The organism is Serratia sp. NPDC078593 (genome assembly GCF_050268245.1).
Classification (GTDB): Bacteria; Pseudomonadota; Gammaproteobacteria; order Enterobacterales; family Enterobacteriaceae; genus JBNNGK01.
Genome location: NZ_JBNNGK010000006.1, coordinates 16,127 through 33,796 on the forward strand (window position 1 = coordinate 16,127; position 17,670 = coordinate 33,796).

At 51.9% G+C, this 17,670-nt stretch carries 13 protein-coding genes; 7 read left to right on the forward strand and 6 right to left on the reverse strand.

The window, feature by feature from the left end:
• The first annotated feature begins 55 nt into the window (after nt 1-55).
• Nucleotides 56-580: an E3 ubiquitin--protein ligase gene (locus ACQKDS_RS08780; protein ID WP_399668771.1), complete on the forward strand. Its 525-nt coding sequence runs from the start codon at nt 56-58 to the stop codon at nt 578-580.
• A 318-nt stretch (nt 581-898) separates the two neighbouring features.
• On the opposite strand, the gene uraA is transcribed toward ACQKDS_RS08780, so the two are convergent.
• Together uraA and upp are read right to left on the reverse strand one after the other, a co-directional pair.
• Entirely contained in the window at nt 899-2,188 is a 1,290-nt protein-coding gene (gene uraA / locus ACQKDS_RS08785; RefSeq protein WP_399668773.1) for a uracil permease, read from the reverse strand.
• Between the two features lie 176 nt (nt 2,189-2,364).
• On the reverse strand, nt 2,365-2,991 hold the full coding sequence (gene upp / locus ACQKDS_RS08790; RefSeq protein ID WP_399669258.1) for a uracil phosphoribosyltransferase: 627 nt from the start codon (nt 2,989-2,991) through the stop codon (nt 2,365-2,367).
• Between the two features lie 248 nt (nt 2,992-3,239).
• On the opposite strand from upp, the gene purM reads away from it, so the two are divergent.
• From purM to ACQKDS_RS08810, 4 genes are all read left to right on the forward strand, one after another.
• Nucleotides 3,240-4,277 carry a phosphoribosylformylglycinamidine cyclo-ligase gene (purM, locus tag ACQKDS_RS08795; protein WP_399668777.1) on the forward strand — a complete coding sequence of 346 codons (1,038 nt, stop codon included), beginning with the start codon at nt 3,240-3,242 and terminating at the stop codon, nt 4,275-4,277.
• On the forward strand, nt 4,277-4,915 hold the full coding sequence (gene purN / locus ACQKDS_RS08800) for a phosphoribosylglycinamide formyltransferase (protein ID WP_399668779.1): 639 nt from the start codon (nt 4,277-4,279) through the stop codon (nt 4,913-4,915). The genes purM and purN overlap by 1 nt, the downstream gene beginning before the upstream one ends.
• 238 nt (nt 4,916-5,153) lie before the next feature.
• On the forward strand, nt 5,154-5,693 hold the full coding sequence (speG, locus tag ACQKDS_RS08805) for a spermidine N1-acetyltransferase (protein WP_399668782.1): 540 nt from the start codon (nt 5,154-5,156) through the stop codon (nt 5,691-5,693).
• Between the two features lie 211 nt (nt 5,694-5,904).
• Complete coding sequence (locus ACQKDS_RS08810; RefSeq protein WP_399668785.1) at nt 5,905-6,660, forward strand: polymer-forming cytoskeletal protein; 756 nt, start codon at nt 5,905-5,907, stop codon at nt 6,658-6,660.
• A 7-nt stretch (nt 6,661-6,667) separates the two neighbouring features.
• Here ACQKDS_RS08810 and pstB read toward each other — a convergent pair whose 3' ends face one another.
• From pstB to ACQKDS_RS08825, 3 genes are read right to left on the reverse strand one after another with little or no spacing between them, the layout of a single operon-like run.
• Complete coding sequence (gene pstB, locus ACQKDS_RS08815; protein WP_399668788.1) at nt 6,668-7,480, reverse strand: phosphate ABC transporter ATP-binding protein PstB; 813 nt, start codon at nt 7,478-7,480, stop codon at nt 6,668-6,670.
• Nucleotides 7,481-7,508: 28 nt separating this feature from the next.
• Entirely contained in the window at nt 7,509-9,158 is a 1,650-nt protein-coding gene (gene pstA, locus ACQKDS_RS08820; RefSeq protein WP_399668791.1) for a phosphate ABC transporter permease PstA, read from the reverse strand.
• A complete protein-coding gene (locus ACQKDS_RS08825) occupies nt 9,155-11,332 on the reverse strand; it encodes an ABC transporter permease subunit (protein WP_399668793.1) in 2,178 nt (725 codons plus the stop codon). The genes pstA and ACQKDS_RS08825 overlap by 4 nt, the downstream gene beginning before the upstream one ends.
• A gap of 353 nt (nt 11,333-11,685) precedes the next feature.
• Between ACQKDS_RS08825 and ppk1 the strand changes: the two genes are divergently transcribed.
• Together ppk1 and ppx are read left to right on the forward strand one after the other, a co-directional pair.
• Nucleotides 11,686-13,749, forward strand: a complete 2,064-nt coding sequence (gene ppk1, locus ACQKDS_RS08830) for a polyphosphate kinase 1 (RefSeq protein ID WP_399668796.1) — start codon at nt 11,686-11,688, stop codon at nt 13,747-13,749.
• A 10-nt stretch (nt 13,750-13,759) separates the two neighbouring features.
• Nucleotides 13,760-15,313, forward strand: coding sequence for an exopolyphosphatase (gene ppx / locus ACQKDS_RS08835; protein WP_399668799.1), 1,554 nt, complete (start codon nt 13,760-13,762; stop codon nt 15,311-15,313).
• A gap of 48 nt (nt 15,314-15,361) precedes the next feature.
• Here the strand turns inward: ppx and ACQKDS_RS08840 are convergent, their stop codons facing one another.
• A complete protein-coding gene (locus ACQKDS_RS08840) occupies nt 15,362-17,599 on the reverse strand; it encodes an EAL domain-containing protein (RefSeq protein WP_399668802.1) in 2,238 nt (745 codons plus the stop codon).
• Nucleotides 17,600-17,670: the final 71 nt, after the last annotated feature.

Below are 17,670 nucleotides of genomic sequence, written 5' to 3' on the forward strand. Positions count from 1 at the left end.
GTATGAAGTGGCAAAAAACCATTTCCACCTTTTCGTTCATGTAAGGACTTAAACAATGAAATCATGGAATAAAGTACTACTGGCCTCCATCATCGGCTTATTGGTTGCAGGGTGCGATGACGCCTCTGACATGGACACAAAACTGGACAAGGCCAAAGAAAGCGCGGAGCAAATGAAAGATGCCGCGGCTGACAAAGCAGAACAACTGACCGATAGCGCCAAAGCCAAAGCGGAAGAGCTTAAAAAGGAAGCGTCGGCGCAAGCAGATAAGTTGAAAGAGCAAGCTTCATCACTAAAAGATGATGCCGATAAACACGCTGATGCCCTCACTGATGATGCTAAAGCCAAGGCTGATGCCATCAAACAGGACGTGGATGAACAAAGCCAGAAAATGATTGATCAGGCTAAAGACATCAAAAACGACGCAGTGAGCAGCGCCAACAACCTGAGCGATCAGGCAAAAGATAAGGCTGCGCAAATGAAGCAAAGCATGGATGATAAAATGCAAGATATGCAAAACCATGTTAATGACAAGGCGCATACCAACGAACCACAACCCGCAGAATCAACCGATCAATAATCGTTCATATCACACCTTAATGCCGTTCAGTTAAGCCTGAGCGGCATTAAGCGCCGTTTTCTCACACCGGCTAAGTCCGCTTTACTCTACCAAACATGCGCGTCTTTGCGACCTTTGCTCTCAGGGTAGTCGGACGCAGATACCGATAGCCGGCGCCTCTGTTCGCCTTACCTCAACCGGCCCTCCGTTGCCGATTGCTCGAAACACCGTTGCCTTGCTCGGCAGCGCAAACTCAACCGCCGAATCTATTGACCGATGCGGCAAAGCGGGCGGTTCGATAAGCGCCATGAACGGCATCACCGCCTTTTTCACAAGCGACTATTTCTGCTCACCCTGTTCTTCTTGCTCGTCAATCACCTCTTCTTCCACCCGGAACAGACTGATAACCTTGAACAGCAAACTCAGACCAATTCCGACGATCGTCGCCAGCGCCATCCCTTTTAGCTCCGCCGCACCGATGTGCACCTTCGCGCCGCTGACGCCAATAATCAGGATGACTGAAGTCAAAATCAGGTTTTGCGCTTTGTTGTAATCGACTTTCGATTCAATCAATACGCGGATACCCGAGGCACCAATCACACCATAAAGCAGCAAGGATACGCCCCCCATGACCGGAACCGGCACCGCCTGAATCGCTGCCGCCAATTTACCCACGCAGGACAATAAGATTGCCAGAATCGCCGCACCGCCAATCACCCACGTACTGTAAACCTTGGTAATCGCCATCACGCCGATATTTTCACCGTAAGTGGTGTTCGGCGTAGAACCAAAGAAACCGGAAAATATCGTAGAAACGCCGTTAGCAAACATCGAGCGATGCAGCCCAGGATCGCGGATCAGATCTTTTTTGACAATATTCGCCGTGACCACTAAGTGACCAACGTGCTCAGCAATCACCACCAGTGCCGCAGGCAGAATCGTGAAGATAGCGAACCACTCGAAACGCGGAGTGTAGAAAGTTGGCAACGCAAACCAATGCGCTTCACGAATCGGGGTTAAATCCACGACGCCCATAAAGAACGACAACGCGTAACCCACCAGCACCCCAATCAAGATCGGAATGATGGCCAGGAAGCCACGGAACAGCACCGATCCGAGGATGGTCACGCCCAGCGTCACCAGCGAAATAGTAATCGTGGTGCCATCCACCGCTACGCCATCGGCTGGCAACAGGCCTGCCATGTTGGCGGCAACGCCCGCCAACTCTAGGCCAATGACGGCGACAATCGCCCCCATCGCTGCCGGTGGAAACATCACGTCCAGCCAGCCCGTACCGGCCTTTTTAACGATCAATGCCACCAAGCAAAACAGCACGCCACACATGATAAAACCGCCCAGCGCCACTTCATAACCCAACGGCAATAACAGCAAGACAGGCGAAATGAACGCAAAACTCGATCCCAAATAGGCAGGGATTTTGCCTTTACAAATAAACAGGTACAACAGCGTACCAATGCCATTGAACAGCAATACCGTCGCCGGATTTATTTTGAATAAAATTGGTACCAATACGGTGGCACCAAACATGGCAAACAAATGTTGAAAGCTGAGCGGGATTGTTTGAAGTAGCGGCGGGCGTTCGCTGACGCCAATGGCGCGACGGGTCATCTCGGTTTTTCCTCTGCAATATTTCCCCTATACCGGATAAGGCACCACGTTGCCCCATGCCCCGCCTCTCTGACTGCGGGTTGTAGGTCATGCATCGTGATAGCAATACCCTTCATTGAGGGAAGCGTTGTGTTTTATGCCAAAAAAAAGCCGACTCATTAAGTCGGCTTAAATTTTTATTTAGTACCAAATATTTTATCGCCTGCATCACCCAGGCCAGGCACAATGTAACCTTTCTCATTCAGGCACTGGTCGACAGAGGCAGTGTAGAGCTCAACGTCCGGGTGTGCGTTTTCCAACGCTTTAATCCCTTCTGGCGCAGCAACCAACACCAGCACTTTAATGCTGCTGCAGCCGGCTTTTTTCAGCAGGTCGATGGTTGCAATCATCGATCCCCCGGTTGCCAGCATCGGATCAACCACCAACGCCATGCGCTCTTCAATATTAGACACTAGCTTCTGGAAATACGGCACCGGCTCCAGCGTTTCTTCATCGCGATACACGCCAACAACGCTGATACGCGCACTCGGTACGTGCTCCAGCACACCTTCCATCATCCCTAACCCGGCGCGTAGGATCGGCACTACGGTGATCTTTTTCCCTTTAATTTGCTCAATTTCAACCGGCCCACACCACCCATCAACGGTGACTGTTTCAGTCTCCAGATCGGCGGTCGCTTCATAGGTCAGCAAACTACCCACTTCAGAAGCCAGCTCACGGAAGCGTTTGGTGCTAATATCGTGTTCGCGCATCAGGCCAAGCTTGTGTTTTACCAGCGGGTGTTTCACCTCAACGATCTTCATCATTTTTCTCCTATTAAGGTGGTTGACGGCCAAAAAAATCGCGGGATTATACCGCCTTTTTTTCACGACGCCACTAACAATAGCCCGATCCAGATCAACAAAAGTTCGATATTGATTATAGATGATGAAAAACTCGAGCAAGTTCACAAGCCACTCGCAAACGTTTGCCTGCACTGTTAGAATTGCCGCGCCTTGTTCCGGAATCAATGCCGGAAGCACCGTTTTCAAACCGTCGTGGGGATCGCGCAGTGACCGACAAAACCTCTCTCAGCTATAAAGACGCAGGTGTCGATATCGATGCTGGCAATGCATTGGTAGACCGCATCAAAGGTGTAGTAAAACAAACCCGCCGCCCAGAAGTCATGGGGGGATTAGGTGGTTTTGGCGCACTGTGTGCGTTACCACAAAAATATCGTGAGCCGATTCTGGTATCCGGTACTGACGGCGTGGGCACCAAGCTGCGTCTGGCGATGGATCTGAAACGCCACGACACTATTGGTATCGATCTGGTCGCGATGTGCGTTAACGATTTAGTCGTACAGGGTGCTGAACCCCTGTTTTTCCTTGATTACTTCGCCACCGGTAAACTAGATGTCGAGACTGCCGCCAGCGTGATCACCGGCATTGCCGAAGGCTGTAAACAGTCCGGCTGTGCACTGGTGGGTGGAGAAACCGCCGAGATGCCGGGCATGTATCACGGTGAAGATTACGACGTCGCAGGCTTTTGTGTTGGCGTGGTGGAAAAATCAGAAATCATCGATGGCAGCAAAGTTCAGGCTGGCGATGCGCTGATCGCGCTGGGCGCTTCCGGCCCGCACTCCAACGGTTATTCACTGGTACGCAAAATTTTGGAAGTCAGTAACACCGATCCCGCCCGTACCGATTTGGCAGGCAAACCACTGGCTGACCATCTGTTAGCGCCGACCAAAATTTACGTGAAATCGATACTGAAACTGATTGAGCAACATGATGTCCACGCGATCGCCCACCTCACCGGTGGCGGATTCTGGGAGAACATTCCTCGCGTTCTGCCAGAGGGCATTCAGGCGGTTATCGATGAATCAAGCTGGCAGTGGCCTGCGGTATTTAACTGGTTGCAAGACGCTGGCAACGTCAGCCGCCATGAAATGTATCGTACTTTCAACTGCGGCGTCGGCATGTTGATCGCCCTGCCGGAGGCTGATGTTGAGGCGGCTATCGCATTGTTAACCGCTGCGGGTGAAAAAGCCTGGAAGATTGGTAAACTGGCGGTTAATACTGACGAACAACACGTGGTCATTCAGTGATGAAAAAGATAGTGGTATTGATCTCTGGTCAGGGGAGTAATCTCCAGGCGTTGATTGATGCCTGCCAGCAAGGCCGGGTTGCCGCCGAGATCAACGCGGTTTTTAGTAACAACGATCGGGCGTATGGGTTGCAACGTGCAGCGCAAGCTGGCATTGCTACCCACGCGCTAGACGCAAAAGCGTTTGCCAACCGTGACGCATTTGATGCAGAACTGGCAGACGCTATCGACCACTATCAACCGGATCTGGTGGTGCTGGCGGGTTATATGCGGATTCTCAGCGCCGCGTTCGTCCAGCGTTATGCCGGGCGCCTGCTGAACATCCACCCGTCTTTGCTGCCAAAATACCCGGGTCTGCACACCCATCGTCAGGCTATCGACAACGGCGACACAGAGCATGGCACCTCAGTACACTTTGTGACCGAACAGCTCGATGGCGGCCCGGTTATCTTGCAAGCCAAAGTGCCCATTTTCCCTGATGACGAGGAAGAGGATGTGATAGAGCGTGTACAAACGCAGGAACACACGCTTTACCCGCTGGTGGTGAGCTGGTTTGTCGAGGGGCGCTTAGCGATGCACGATAACGCGGCTTGGCTTGACGGCAAGCGTCTACCGGAGCAAGGATACGCCGCAGACTGATTGCAGCACGCGGCTCTAGGCTTAAATAACGGTTGAAGACAACATTGCCTTTGAGCCCGAAATACTTGAGCCTGATGCACCGAGGGACGCGCCGACAGCAAGCCCCTCCGGCACGCTTTCCCTCATAACACGCTTTGTCAGCAGTCTAAAACGGCGTTCTTACCGACGCCGTTTTTTTTACCGTTCATTATCTTACCGCGCTATACTTTCAACCTTTATTGACTGAAGGGAAACACACATGCCCAGCACTAACAGCGTCCGATTACGTCCATTGGAACGGGACGATTTGGCGTTCGTTCATCAGATGGATAACAACGCCAGCGTAATGCGTTACTGGTTCGAAGAACCCTATGAGGCTTTCGTCGAACTTTCCGATCTGTATGACAAGCACATCCATGATCAAAGCGAGCGCCGCTTTATCATTGAACACGAAGGCGCCAAGGTTGGCCTGGTGGAATTGGTTGAAATCGATCACATCCACCGTCGCGCAGAATTCCAGATCATCATTGATCCGGCTCATCAGGGTAAAGGCTACGCCAGCACCGCTGCCAAACTGGCGATGGATTACGGCTTCTCTGTGTTGAACCTGTACAAACTGTACCTGATTGTCGACAAAGAAAATCAAAAAGCGATCCACATCTATAGCAAGTTAGGTTTCGAAGTGGAGGGGGAGCTGATTGACGAGTTCTTCGTCAATGGCGAGTACCGCACGGTATTGCGGATGTGTATCTTCCAGCCACAATACCTGGTCAAGTTTAAAACCACCCCTAAAGTATAAAAAGGTTAAATAATTTCTAACGTTTTCCGATAACGAGAAATAATTATCGATGCTTATCGGCAAGCTATTATCCGGTAAACAGGATTGGGTAATATTGATGAATTCGGATACATTGTCATGTATTATCCGTTTGCCATAGATAATTAGGAATAGCTACAACGGTAATGGTTAACCGTCCGTTGTGGCCCTCATCAATAAACTCGGTTTCAACATGGAAATCAATCAATCAGGAAAGACAAAAAGATACAACCGACTATGGTATGTTTGGTCGATCTGGGCGTTATTAATTTCGCTCTGGATGGATAAGAATATTCTCGCAAAGTACGAGATAAAACTGACCACCATAACCACTATCAGCATCATCTCGCTATTATTTATTCAGTTTATTTATATTTTAAAAAAGAAGGACGCCATGCAGCTATTTTCTAAACCGAAGAAAAAAGACCAGGAAGTTCAACCGCTGTCGCCAACCGAACCAACAACGACTCATGAAGAAAACACGCCTGCCGCACCACTTCCATTACCTGAACTCATGGAAGCGATCAAACCGGTGAAAGCCATCAAAGATACCTTTATCTCCCAAGGCGCACAGTTGTCCGGCACCATCGAAGGCCAAGGCAATATCATTGTCGAAGGGAAAATTGAAGGCAACCTCACCTGCTCTCATCAGGTTCGCATTGAGCCAACCGGCCACGTCAACGGTGAGATTCGCGCTCAGCATATTATGATTAATGGTTCAGTCGAAGGGCGTTGCTACAGCGACACGCTGACCATCCAGCCAAAAGGCCACATGCGCGGCGATATTTTTACCGATGAATTTTCGATTGAGAAAGGCGGCGTTTTTGTCGGCCAGTCGCAATTGATGCAGCAGGCACAGGGAAAGAACAAAATTACCCAATTAAAAACGCCGCGTAACGCGCGGGAAGACATCAGCCAGCCGGCTGAGACGACGCAACAGGCTAAGTAACGCGACGTTAACCATAGCGCCCAGTAATATAATCCTCGGTGCGGCGCTGGCGCGGAGACGTGAATATTCCGTCGGTATCGTTATATTCCACCAACTGCCCTTGGTGAATAAACGCGGTATAATCCGATACCCGCGCCGCTTGCTGCATGTTGTGCGTTACCAGCACCACCGTATAACGCTGTTTCAATGCTGAAATCAGCTCCTCAATGGTAAGCGTAGAGATCGGATCCAGCGCTGATGTCGGCTCATCAAGCAGCAGCACTTCGGGCTCAATAGCAATCGCGCGGGCAATCACCAGACGCTGCTGCTGCCCGCTAGAAAGCTGGAATGCATTCTCGCGCAGACGGTCCTTGACCTCATGCCACAGCGCCGCCGCCCGCAATGCACGCTCTACGGCCTCATCTAACACCCGCCGCTCGCGAACCCCTTGCAAACGCAGGCCGTAAACCACGTTCTCGTATATCGATTTGGGGAAAGGATTAGGCCGCTGAAACACCATCCCCACCCGCCGCCGTAATGCAGCAACATCAATGTGCGGCCCTGATAGCGGCTCGCCATTGAGCTGCAATTCACCATCGATTCGGCAGTTGTCCACCAGATCGTTCATGCGGTTGAAACAACGTAATAAGGTCGACTTTCCGCAGCCTGAAGGACCGATAAGCGCCGTGACCCGATGGCGGGGAATGCGCAATGAAATATCGTGCAGCACGTGCTTGTCGCCATAAAACAGATTCAAACCGCTGGCCGACAACGCCGTATGTTGATCTTCAAGATGCTGAACATTCAGCTGGGGCAAACTCCCTGGCGTCATTAAGGCCATTATATCGCTCCCCAATAATTCATCACGGTTACTGACTCCATGCGCGGTAACGCTCTCTCAATGAATGACGAATCCCCATCGCGGCCAGATTCAACCCCACCACAATCAACACCAGCAACAACGCCGTAGCAAACACTAATGGCCGTGCCGCCTCAACGCTAGGGCTTTGGAACGCCATATCGTAGATCTGGAAGCTGAGATGCATAAACTTCCGTTCAAGATGCAGATACGGAAAAATATCATCCACCGGCAACACCGGTACTGACTTCACCACACCTACCAACATTAATGGCGCGGTTTCACCGGCCGCACGCGCCACTGCCAAAATTAAACCGGTCATCATTGCCGGTGCCGCCATCGGCAACACGATATGCCAGAGTGTTTCTGCTCGGCTAGCGCCCAGCGCTAACGATCCCTGCCTCAACGAGGCAGGAATGCGCGACAAGCCTTCTTCCGTCGCCACAATCACCACCGGCAAGGTCAGCAGCGCCAAGGTCAGCGCCGCCCACAATACCCCCGGCGTCCCAAACGTTGGATTCGGCAACGACTCGGCATAAAACAGGTGATCTAATGAGCCGCCAATCAGATAGACAAAGAAGCCCAGGCCAAATACACCGTAGACAATCGACGGCACGCCAGCCAGATTAACCACCGCAATCCGGATCAGGCGGGTTAAAACATTATTGCCGGCATACTCGTGCAGGTAGACTGCCGCGATCACGCCGAATGGCATCACCACCACCGACATCAAAATCACCATCAACACGGTGCCAAAAATCGCCGGAAACACCCCGCCCTCGGTATTGGCTTCACGCGGACTGTCGGTAAGAAATTTCTTCACCTGAGCCGCAAAATGCGCCAACTTTTCACCAAAGCGCATATCATTTGGATACCAGGCGTCACGCACTTGGTTCAGCGGAATGGTATGGATCTGCCCGTGCATATCGCGCAATAACAATGCATCACGTTGACGATCGCGGTTCAGCCCCGACAGTTTACCCGCCAGTTGGCGATATTGCCGCTGTAACTCCAGTCGCTCGGCGTTAACCGCCGCTTGGGCGCGGGCATCCCATTGCCGATCGCGTATCAGCTGCTTCTCGCGCAGGGTTAGCGCGGCGAAATGTTCATTAATGCGCGCCATATCGCGAAATTGAATCGCGTGCGCCTGCCGCGATAATGCCGCAATTTGCGGCAAACGCTGCTGTAGCGCCTGATAAAGGTTACGGCCGGTCAGCGGCTGGCCATCCTCCAACATACCGGCCAAATAACCATACGCGGTGCCGTTACTGTTTCGTTCCAGCACCAGCAGATCGTGCGGGGTCGCGCGTTGCCGCACGTCACTGGCCAACAAAGTCCGGAAATCCTGCCCTTCACTCTCCCGATTGCCGATTTTAACCACATAACGCGTAAAACTCTGCGCCTGACTCGGCGGCGTGACGCCCGCCTCCTGCAATTGTTGGCGAGAAATTGTCTGCTGCTGATACAGTTCGCCAATCACCACCACGGGCCCCGCGGCGGCTTGTCTTAACTCAAACTGATATACCGGGCTGGGCCAGAAATAACGCATTCCTTGCCCGGCCAACAGCAGCAGAATGCCAATTAATGCCAGCAAACTGATGCTGACCGATGCCGCGGTTAACCAAATCCACGGTGAACCGGATTTTAGCCAGCGCGTCATGGCGCCTCCTGGTTCAACGTGTAGCGCCCGCGAAGCCGCAAACGAATCGCCTCGGCCAGCGTGTTAAACACAAAGGTGAATACAAATAGCACTAATGCTGTGAGGAAAAGAACGCGGTAATGGCTGCTGCCAGAGACGGCTTCGGGCATTTCAATAGCAATGTTAGCCGCCAGCGCACGCAACCCTTGGAACAGGCTGCCGTCGATAATCGGCGTATTGCCGGTCGCCATCAGCACAATCATGGTTTCCCCTACCGCGCGGCCAAAACCAATCATCAGCGCAGAAAAAATCCCGGCGCTGGCGGAGGGTAACACCACACGCATCAGGGTCTGCCACGGGGTAGCGCCCAACGCCAGTGAGCCTTGGCTGAGCATCGACGGAACACTGAATAACGCATCTTCTGCCAACGAGAAAATCACCGGCACCAGCGCGAACCCCATCGCGACACCCACCACCAGCGCATTACGTTGCTCATAATCCTCGCCCAACCAAAAGTGCAACGGCTCGCCAAACAGCGTGATCTCCAGCCAAGGACCAAGGGCAAATGCCAACCAAACGACCAGCATCACCAACGGCAGTAAGATCGCCAGCTCAATGCCCGAGGTCGGGCGACCTTTTCCCCATTTATGCCAGGCGGCACCGCACAATAGCACCGTCAACGCCAGCAAAAACGGCAGCGCTAAGACGGCCAACAGCTGTTGTTCTATTAGCGGTGCCAACCAAATACCTGCCACCAAACCAATGACCACCGTCGGCAATGCCCCCATCACTTCGATGGTCGGCTTTACCACGCGTCGCAACCTGGCCGACATAAAATAAGCGGTATAAATCGCGCCAGCTAACGCCAGCGGAACGGCAAATAGCATCGCGTATCCGGCGGCCTTGAACGTGCCAAAAATCACCGGCATCAGGCTAAACTTGGCCTGATAGCTATCTTCACCCGATGTCGATTGCCAGACAAATGCCGGTTGCGGATAGTTCTCATACCACACACGCTGCCACAGTGAACGCCAGGTCACATCAGGATAAGCATTGTTGAGCGCATAACGTTGCCAACCCTGCGACGTTTCAATCAGCAAGCCATCACCGCGTGGCGCAAATGCAGCCAATTGCCCCCCCTGTGATAATGGTGCACGCAGCAACGGCGTAGACTGAAGCGAGGAAAACAACGCGAACCCCCCTCCTGGTTGCAGAGTGGCAAAAACGCGGCGATACGCTTCAGCCACCAATACGCTGGGCGCTGCGCTGTCCGATTGGAAATGCTGTACCGGCGTTAACTGCCATCGCCGATCTTTTTCAACGTCAAACCATTCACGCATTTCGCCCTCAGCGTCTTGAATTATCAATGCGCTGCCGCCGGGAAGTGCCGTCATACGATAAGGCGGTTTCTCCCCGAGCTTCCGCGTTTCGCGCAGTGTTAAGCGCACGTCATCAATGCGATAACGCGCCAATTGATTACCACTCAATATATAAAGCTGGCGGCCATCCGGGGTGATAATAAGTTGCTGTGGCACCGCGTTTAGCGGGCTTTCACTCACCGCGGGCATACCCTTGCCGCCGAAATGGCCAAACAACAAGCGGTTGTCGTTGCTCACCGCCGCCAGCAAAAATTCACCCACGTTGCGCCCGGGGGCTAATGCCAACAGCATCAGTGGTTTTCCGCGTCGATCTAATGCCAAGGGTTGTGCCCCCAGCGGCAGCGACCACTGCGGTAAACCTTGTTGCGTAGCGGCAAACTCAGCCTGCGCGACAATAAACCGCCCGTCTGCCTGCGCCAACGCAAAGACATCACGCGCACCCACCGCCTGAGCCAGCAACACCGGGTGCGCCAGCAAACGTTGTTGTACCATCGGGGACTTGGTCGGTTGCCCTCCTGACGCTGCCAATGAATAAAATTGGCCATCCCCTTGGCTATCAATGCGATAACCGATGCGCTGTTGCACATCCATGCCCAATGCCAACGCTGGCGCGGTACGGGTTATCGGCACCGGCTGCGCCGTACCGATCGACGCCGATTTGAACAGCGGCAGGACGGCAAAGAGCAAATAAACAAAAATCAGCATCAAGGTCATCAGCACCAGCAGACCGCTGACCGTGACCGCTGCCTGTATGCCACGATCGACGCGCGTGCGCAGGCGATCGCGGGGATGTTGATTTGCCGTAGTCTGTACCATGTGTCTCGCTGTCGTTTTACTGGACGGGCTTACGCCAAAAGATAACCGCGCATTTTATGTCAGATACGTGACGTTTGCATGACAAAGTTGCCGCCGTCTGCGTGGGTAATCTAATGGACATTACTGTCAATCTCTCGCAATAATGTTGTAGGACATTAGAGCGGCATCTGGGCGCTGCATATCTATCCAAGACAATTCGCGTTGCAGGAAGGCGGCAAGGAAGTGAATTCCGATGAGCTTACACGGGTAAGTGGTTCGGGTGAACGAGTGCAGCCAACACACAGGCAACGTGAACTATGACAGGTATAGGTGCCGTTATCTAAAACTCTCCCAATGATTGAACTGGAGTGGCAATGGGTCAGGAAAAGCTCTACATCGAAAAAGAACTAAGCTGGTTATCCTTTAATGAACGTGTGTTGCAGGAAGCCGCAGATAAGAGCAATCCCCTGATTGAACGTATGCGGTTTCTGGGGATTTACTCCAATAATCTTGATGAGTTTTATAAAGTCCGCTTTGCCGACTTAAAGCGCCGCATCCTGATCAGTGAAGAACAGGGGTCGGGGGGCACGTCACGCCATCTGCTGAAAAAAATTCAGGCGAAGGTGTTAAAAACCGATCAGGAATTTGACAGCCTGTACAATGAATTACTGCTGGAAATGGCGCGTAATCAAATCTTCTTGATCAACGAACGTCAGGTTTCTGAAAACCAACAAATCTGGCTGCGGCAATATTTCAAACAACACCTTCGTCAGCACATCACGCCGATTCTCATTAACCACGACACCAATCTGGTGCAGTTCCTGAAAGATGACTACACCTATCTGGCGGTGGAGATTATTCGCGGGGCGCGCATTGATTATGCGCTGTTGGAGATCCCTTCCGATAAGGTTCCACGCTTCGTCAACCTACCGCCGGAAGCGCCTAGACGTCGTAAACCGATGATCTTGCTGGATAACATTATTCGCTACTGTCTGGATGACATCTTCAAGGGTTTCTTCGATTACGACACGCTAAATGCCTACTCGATGAAAATGACCCGCGATGCCGAGTACGATTTAGTGACAGAAATGGAATCCAGCCTGTTGGAGCTGATGTCCTCCAGCCTGAAACAGCGTTTGACGGCCGAGCCAGTTCGCTTTGTCTATCAACGTGATATGCCAAACGAAATGGTTGAACTGCTGCGCGGAAAGCTTGGCATTTCCAACTATGATTCGGTCATTGCCGGCGGGCGTTATCACAATTTTAAAGATTTCATCAGCTTTCCGAACGTTGGCAAAGCCAATCTGGTCAACCGTCCACTGCCGCGGCTGCGCCATATCTGGTTCGATAATTTCCGTAACGGCTTTGATGCCATTCGGGAAAAAGACGTGCTGCTGTATTACCCGTATCACACTTTTGAACACGTCTTGGAGCTACTGCGACAGGCATCGTTCGATCCCAGCGTACTGGCGATCAAAATCAATATTTACCGCGTCGCAAAAGATTCGCGCATTATCGAATCGATGATTCATGCCGCGCACAACGGCAAGAAAGTGACGGTAGTGGTGGAGTTGCAGGCTCGTTTCGATGAAGAAGCCAACATTCATTGGGCTAAACGGCTGACGGAAGCCGGCGTTCACGTTATTTTCTCTGCTCCAGGGTTGAAGATTCACGCCAAATTGTTCCTGATTTCACGCCGAGAAGGCGATGCCATTGTGCGCTATGCGCATATCGGCACCGGTAACTTCAACGAAAAAACCGCGCGTATTTACACCGATTATTCGCTATTGACGGCGGATGCGCGCATCACTAACGAAGTACGTCGGGTATTCAACTTTATCGAAAACCCCTATCGTCCCGTCAGCTTTGACAACCTCATGGTGTCGCCGCAGAACTCGCGCCGCATGCTGTATGAGCTTATCGAAAACGAAATTGCTAACGCCAAGGCAGGCCATCCCGCGGGAATTATGTTGAAAATAAACAACCTGGTGGATAAAGGCTTGGTGGACCGGTTATATACCGCCTCTGGTGCCGGTGTAAAAATCCGCCTGATGGTGCGAGGAATGTGTTCTTTGATTCCCAATCTGCCCGGAATCAGTGACAATATTCAGGCCATCAGTATCGTCGATCGTTATTTAGAGCACGATCGTGTTTACGTTTTCGAGAATAAAGGTGACAAAAAGGTCTATCTGTCGTCTGCTGACTGGATGACCCGCAATATAGATTACCGTATCGAAGTGGCGGTTTCGCTGCTGGATCCGGCACTAAAACAGCGAGTTCTGGATATTCTGGAAATCCTGTTTAGCGACACGGTCAAAGCCCGTTACCTCAATAAAGAACTGAGTAACCAGTACGTACCGCGCGGTAACCGCCGTAAAGTACGATCGCAGGTTGCAATTTACGAGTATTTAAAAGCTCTGGAACAACCAGGACACTAGGCCCGTTACTATGCCGCTAAAAAGCACCGCGACTCATAAACCTCAGGAAATCGCCGCCATCGACCTGGGATCGAACAGTTTTCATATGGTCATCGCCCGCGTCGTTAACGGCGCGCTACAGGTGTTAGGCCGTTTGAAACAACGCGTTCATCTCGCCGATGGATTGGATGCCAATAACGTACTCAGTGAAAAAGCTATTGAACGTGGTCTGGCTTGCCTGGCGCTTTTTGCCGAGCGGCTACAGGGCTTTCCGGCCGATAACGTCACCATCGTCGGCACTCATACCCTACGCCAGGCGGTCAATGCCGAGGCGTTTCTCAAGCGTGCCGCCAAAGTCATTCCCTATCCGATTGAGATTATTTCTGGGCAGGAAGAAGCACGTCTGATCTTTATGGGCGTCGAACATACGCAGCCTGAGAAAGGCCGTAAGCTGGTGATTGATATCGGCGGCGGTTCAACCGAACTGGTGATCGGCGAGGATTTTGAACCGTTGCTGGCAGAAAGCCGCCGCATGGGCTGCGTCAGCTTCGCCCAGCTGTTTTTCCCGGCGGGTGAAATCAGTAAAAACAATTTCAAACGCGCACGTTTAGCCGCCGCGCAAAAGTTGGAGACGCTGGCTTGGCAATACCGTATTCAAGGTTGGCAGTATGCGCTCGGCGCGTCCGGCACCATTAAAGCCGCGTATGAAGTGCTGGTGGCAATGGGTGAAAAAGACGGGTTGATCACGCCTGCCCGGCTAGAGATGCTGGTTGAAAACGTACTGCAATTTAAGAACTTCAATGCGCTCAGCCTGCCGGGGCTATCCGAGGATCGCCAATCGGTATTCGTACCGGGGCTGGCCATTCTGTGCGGTGTCTTTGACGCGTTGGCGATCCGCGATTTACGCCTGTCTGACGGCGCGCTGCGTGAAGGCGTACTCTATGAGATGGAAGGCCGTTTCCGCCATCAAGATATTCGCAGCCGCACCGCGAAAAGCCTGGCCGATCATTACAATATCGATCGTGAACAGGCCAAGCGGGTGCTGGAAACCACCGAATTACTGTATGCCCAATGGATGGCAAAAAATACCAAGTTGGTGAACCCACAACTGGAAGCCTTGTTGAAATGGGCGGCCATGCTGCATGAAGTCGGCCTCAGCATCAATCACAGCGGCCTGCATCGTCACTCGGCCTATATCCTGCAAAACAGTAATCTGCCGGGCTTTAATCAGGAACAGCAACTGTTGCTGGCCGCGCTGGTGCGTTTCCATCGCAAGGCGATCAAACTCGATGAGTTACCGCGCCTTAATCTCTTCAAAAAGAAACATTATCTGCCGTTGATTCAGCTACTGCGCTTAAGCACGTTGCTCAATAACCAACGCCAGTCAACCACAACGCCGGAGACGCTCCGTTTACTCACCGATGACAACCATTGGACGCTGCGCTTCCCTGCCGGGTATCTGGCGCAGAATAATCTGGTGCAATTGGATTTCGAACGTGAACAGGCTTATTGGAGTGACGTTGTCGGTTGGAAGCTGATGATTGAAGAAGAAAGCGCCAACGCCGACGAACAATCCCCCGCCTAACCTCGGCATAACGCACATTTGCCCTCGGCTAATCACGAGGGCAATGTTTTACTCGGTTCCCTCATCGCGCAGCACTACCGGCAACAACGACGCCAACGGCTGCGGTTGGCCAATAAAGTAGCCCTGCATGTAGTCCACGCCCAGTGCCCGCAGCGCATCCCGCTGTTGCTCGGTTTCAACGTATTCAGCCACAATGGTTAACCGCTTCATGATGGCGACTTTGCAGATCGAGGCAATAATTTGCTGGTCGATCGGGTTGGCCAACATACCACGCACAAAACTGCCGTCGATTTTCAGCGTATCCACCTCAAGCACCCGCAACCGATCATAACTGGCATAACCGGTGCCGAAGTCGTCTATCGCAATGCGACAGCCTATCTTGCGCAGTTCACGTAGGGTAATCGTGGCATAATCCACATCCTGCATCAGGTGTGATTCCGTCACTTCAAACACGAGCTGGTAAGGTTCTATCTGATAGTGCTTCAATACATCACAGACGTCACGGCTCAGCGTCGGCCGACACAGCGATGATGGTGACAGGTTAATGGCAAAGCGTATGCTGGGTAAGCTTTCGCGATGTAACGCCATAAACTCCAAAGCATTACGCAGTACCCATAAATCAAGCTGATAAGCCAGCCCGAACTCATGCACCACCGGTAAGAATTCATCCGGCGGCACCACATTGCCGTCATCATCCAACAGACGTAACAGCACTTCGTAATAGCAATCGCCACGCACACCGCTGATTGGCTGCGCCATCAGCACAAAGCTATCATTATCCAGTGAGCGTTGTACCCAGTGCAGCAAAGATACTTTGCGCTTGATTTCATTTTGCACCTCATGCTGATCATTCTGTACGCTTTCCGGCTCGCCGCTGGTTAATGAAATTTCAGCCAGCGAACTCAGCTCCCCCAGCAGCAGGTGCAAATGCTCAACTTCTCGGGAAATACCGCAATAACTGATGCCCAACGGCGGATGAATCGGCAAACCGTTCCATACCAACCTGAAATTCTCTAATGAGCTATGCACCATCGCGACTTTATCTGCCGCATCATAGCCATTGAGACGCAAGACCAAATCGTAACCGGGTAACTGATATACCCCTTCGTCAACATCCAACACTTTATGCAACGCCACCGCCAACTGCTGTTTAAAGCGAATGCGTAGTTGCATACCATAGTTTCGGCTGAGCAAATCCAATTCAGAGATACGTAAAAAACACAGCGTGGAACGCGGCGCTTTACTAAGATCCCGTTTTAACGCGCGCAGATTCGGCAAACCAATCACCGGATCGTTTAACGAAGCTAATTTAACTTTTTCAAACATCCCACGCTGGCGCGTATTGATCATCGACAACAAGAAAATACTTAAGGTGAATACCAGCATCATCGAGGAAATAAATGCCAGATTATGTAGCAGATTATCCGGTTGCACGTAACTACGATAATTGGTGAACAGCACCAGCATCGACACTGACCAAGCAATGCAATTTAACTGATAGCCAAAACGCATTGCCCCATACAGCATCACCGGCAGTAGCAAAGTCAGGCTGTAGTCCGTCAATAATAAATTATTGGTATGCTCTACGCGATAACACAACGCAAACACCATGCCGATCAAGACTAACAGCCACAGTTGCAGCTCACTCTTCGTGACATCAGGCGCAACTCCACTACGAAACCGCCGCCATAACGTTAACGCAAACTGCGGTTTATTGAGTACGCGTAAGACGTAATAAAATAGCTGCATTGAAGACATGCAACCAATCACCACCGCCTGCAAATTTACTAACGTATGCATGAAATTGGCATCACCCGACACCATGCCCATTTCGTCAGGGAGTAAGCCCAGGCCAATCACTAATTGCAGACTGAGAATAAAGAACAACGGCGGCATCACCACCAGCCAAATCAACTGTGGCCGGCTCAGTTCAATAATGCCAAAACCGCCACACCATCGGCGCTGAGTTTGGCAGCGATACCCCACCCAACTGACACCTAAACAAAACAGATAAATCAGCGTCATGACCACGCCAATCTCCGGCCCTAACCGGCTGGCATAACGAATCATAATCGCGATAGCAATACCCGGCAATGCCAGCCAGTCATAGACCATCAGCAATGAAATACACACCGCCAAGGGCAGGTAAATCAGGTAGACCTTGCCTTCAGGCAACATAATGCGCGGTGATAGCCACCCGGCAACCGGTAGCAGCAGCAGGCTCCAGATAATAGGCTGCCCCCACCAACGGTCGCGTAAATAATTCCAGAGTTTCAATATACCCATGAAGATAATGTGTCCGCTGAGGCGTAATTCAGTTCGTCGCTCAAGCGCATTAGCGCAGAAAAGGCAGGGAT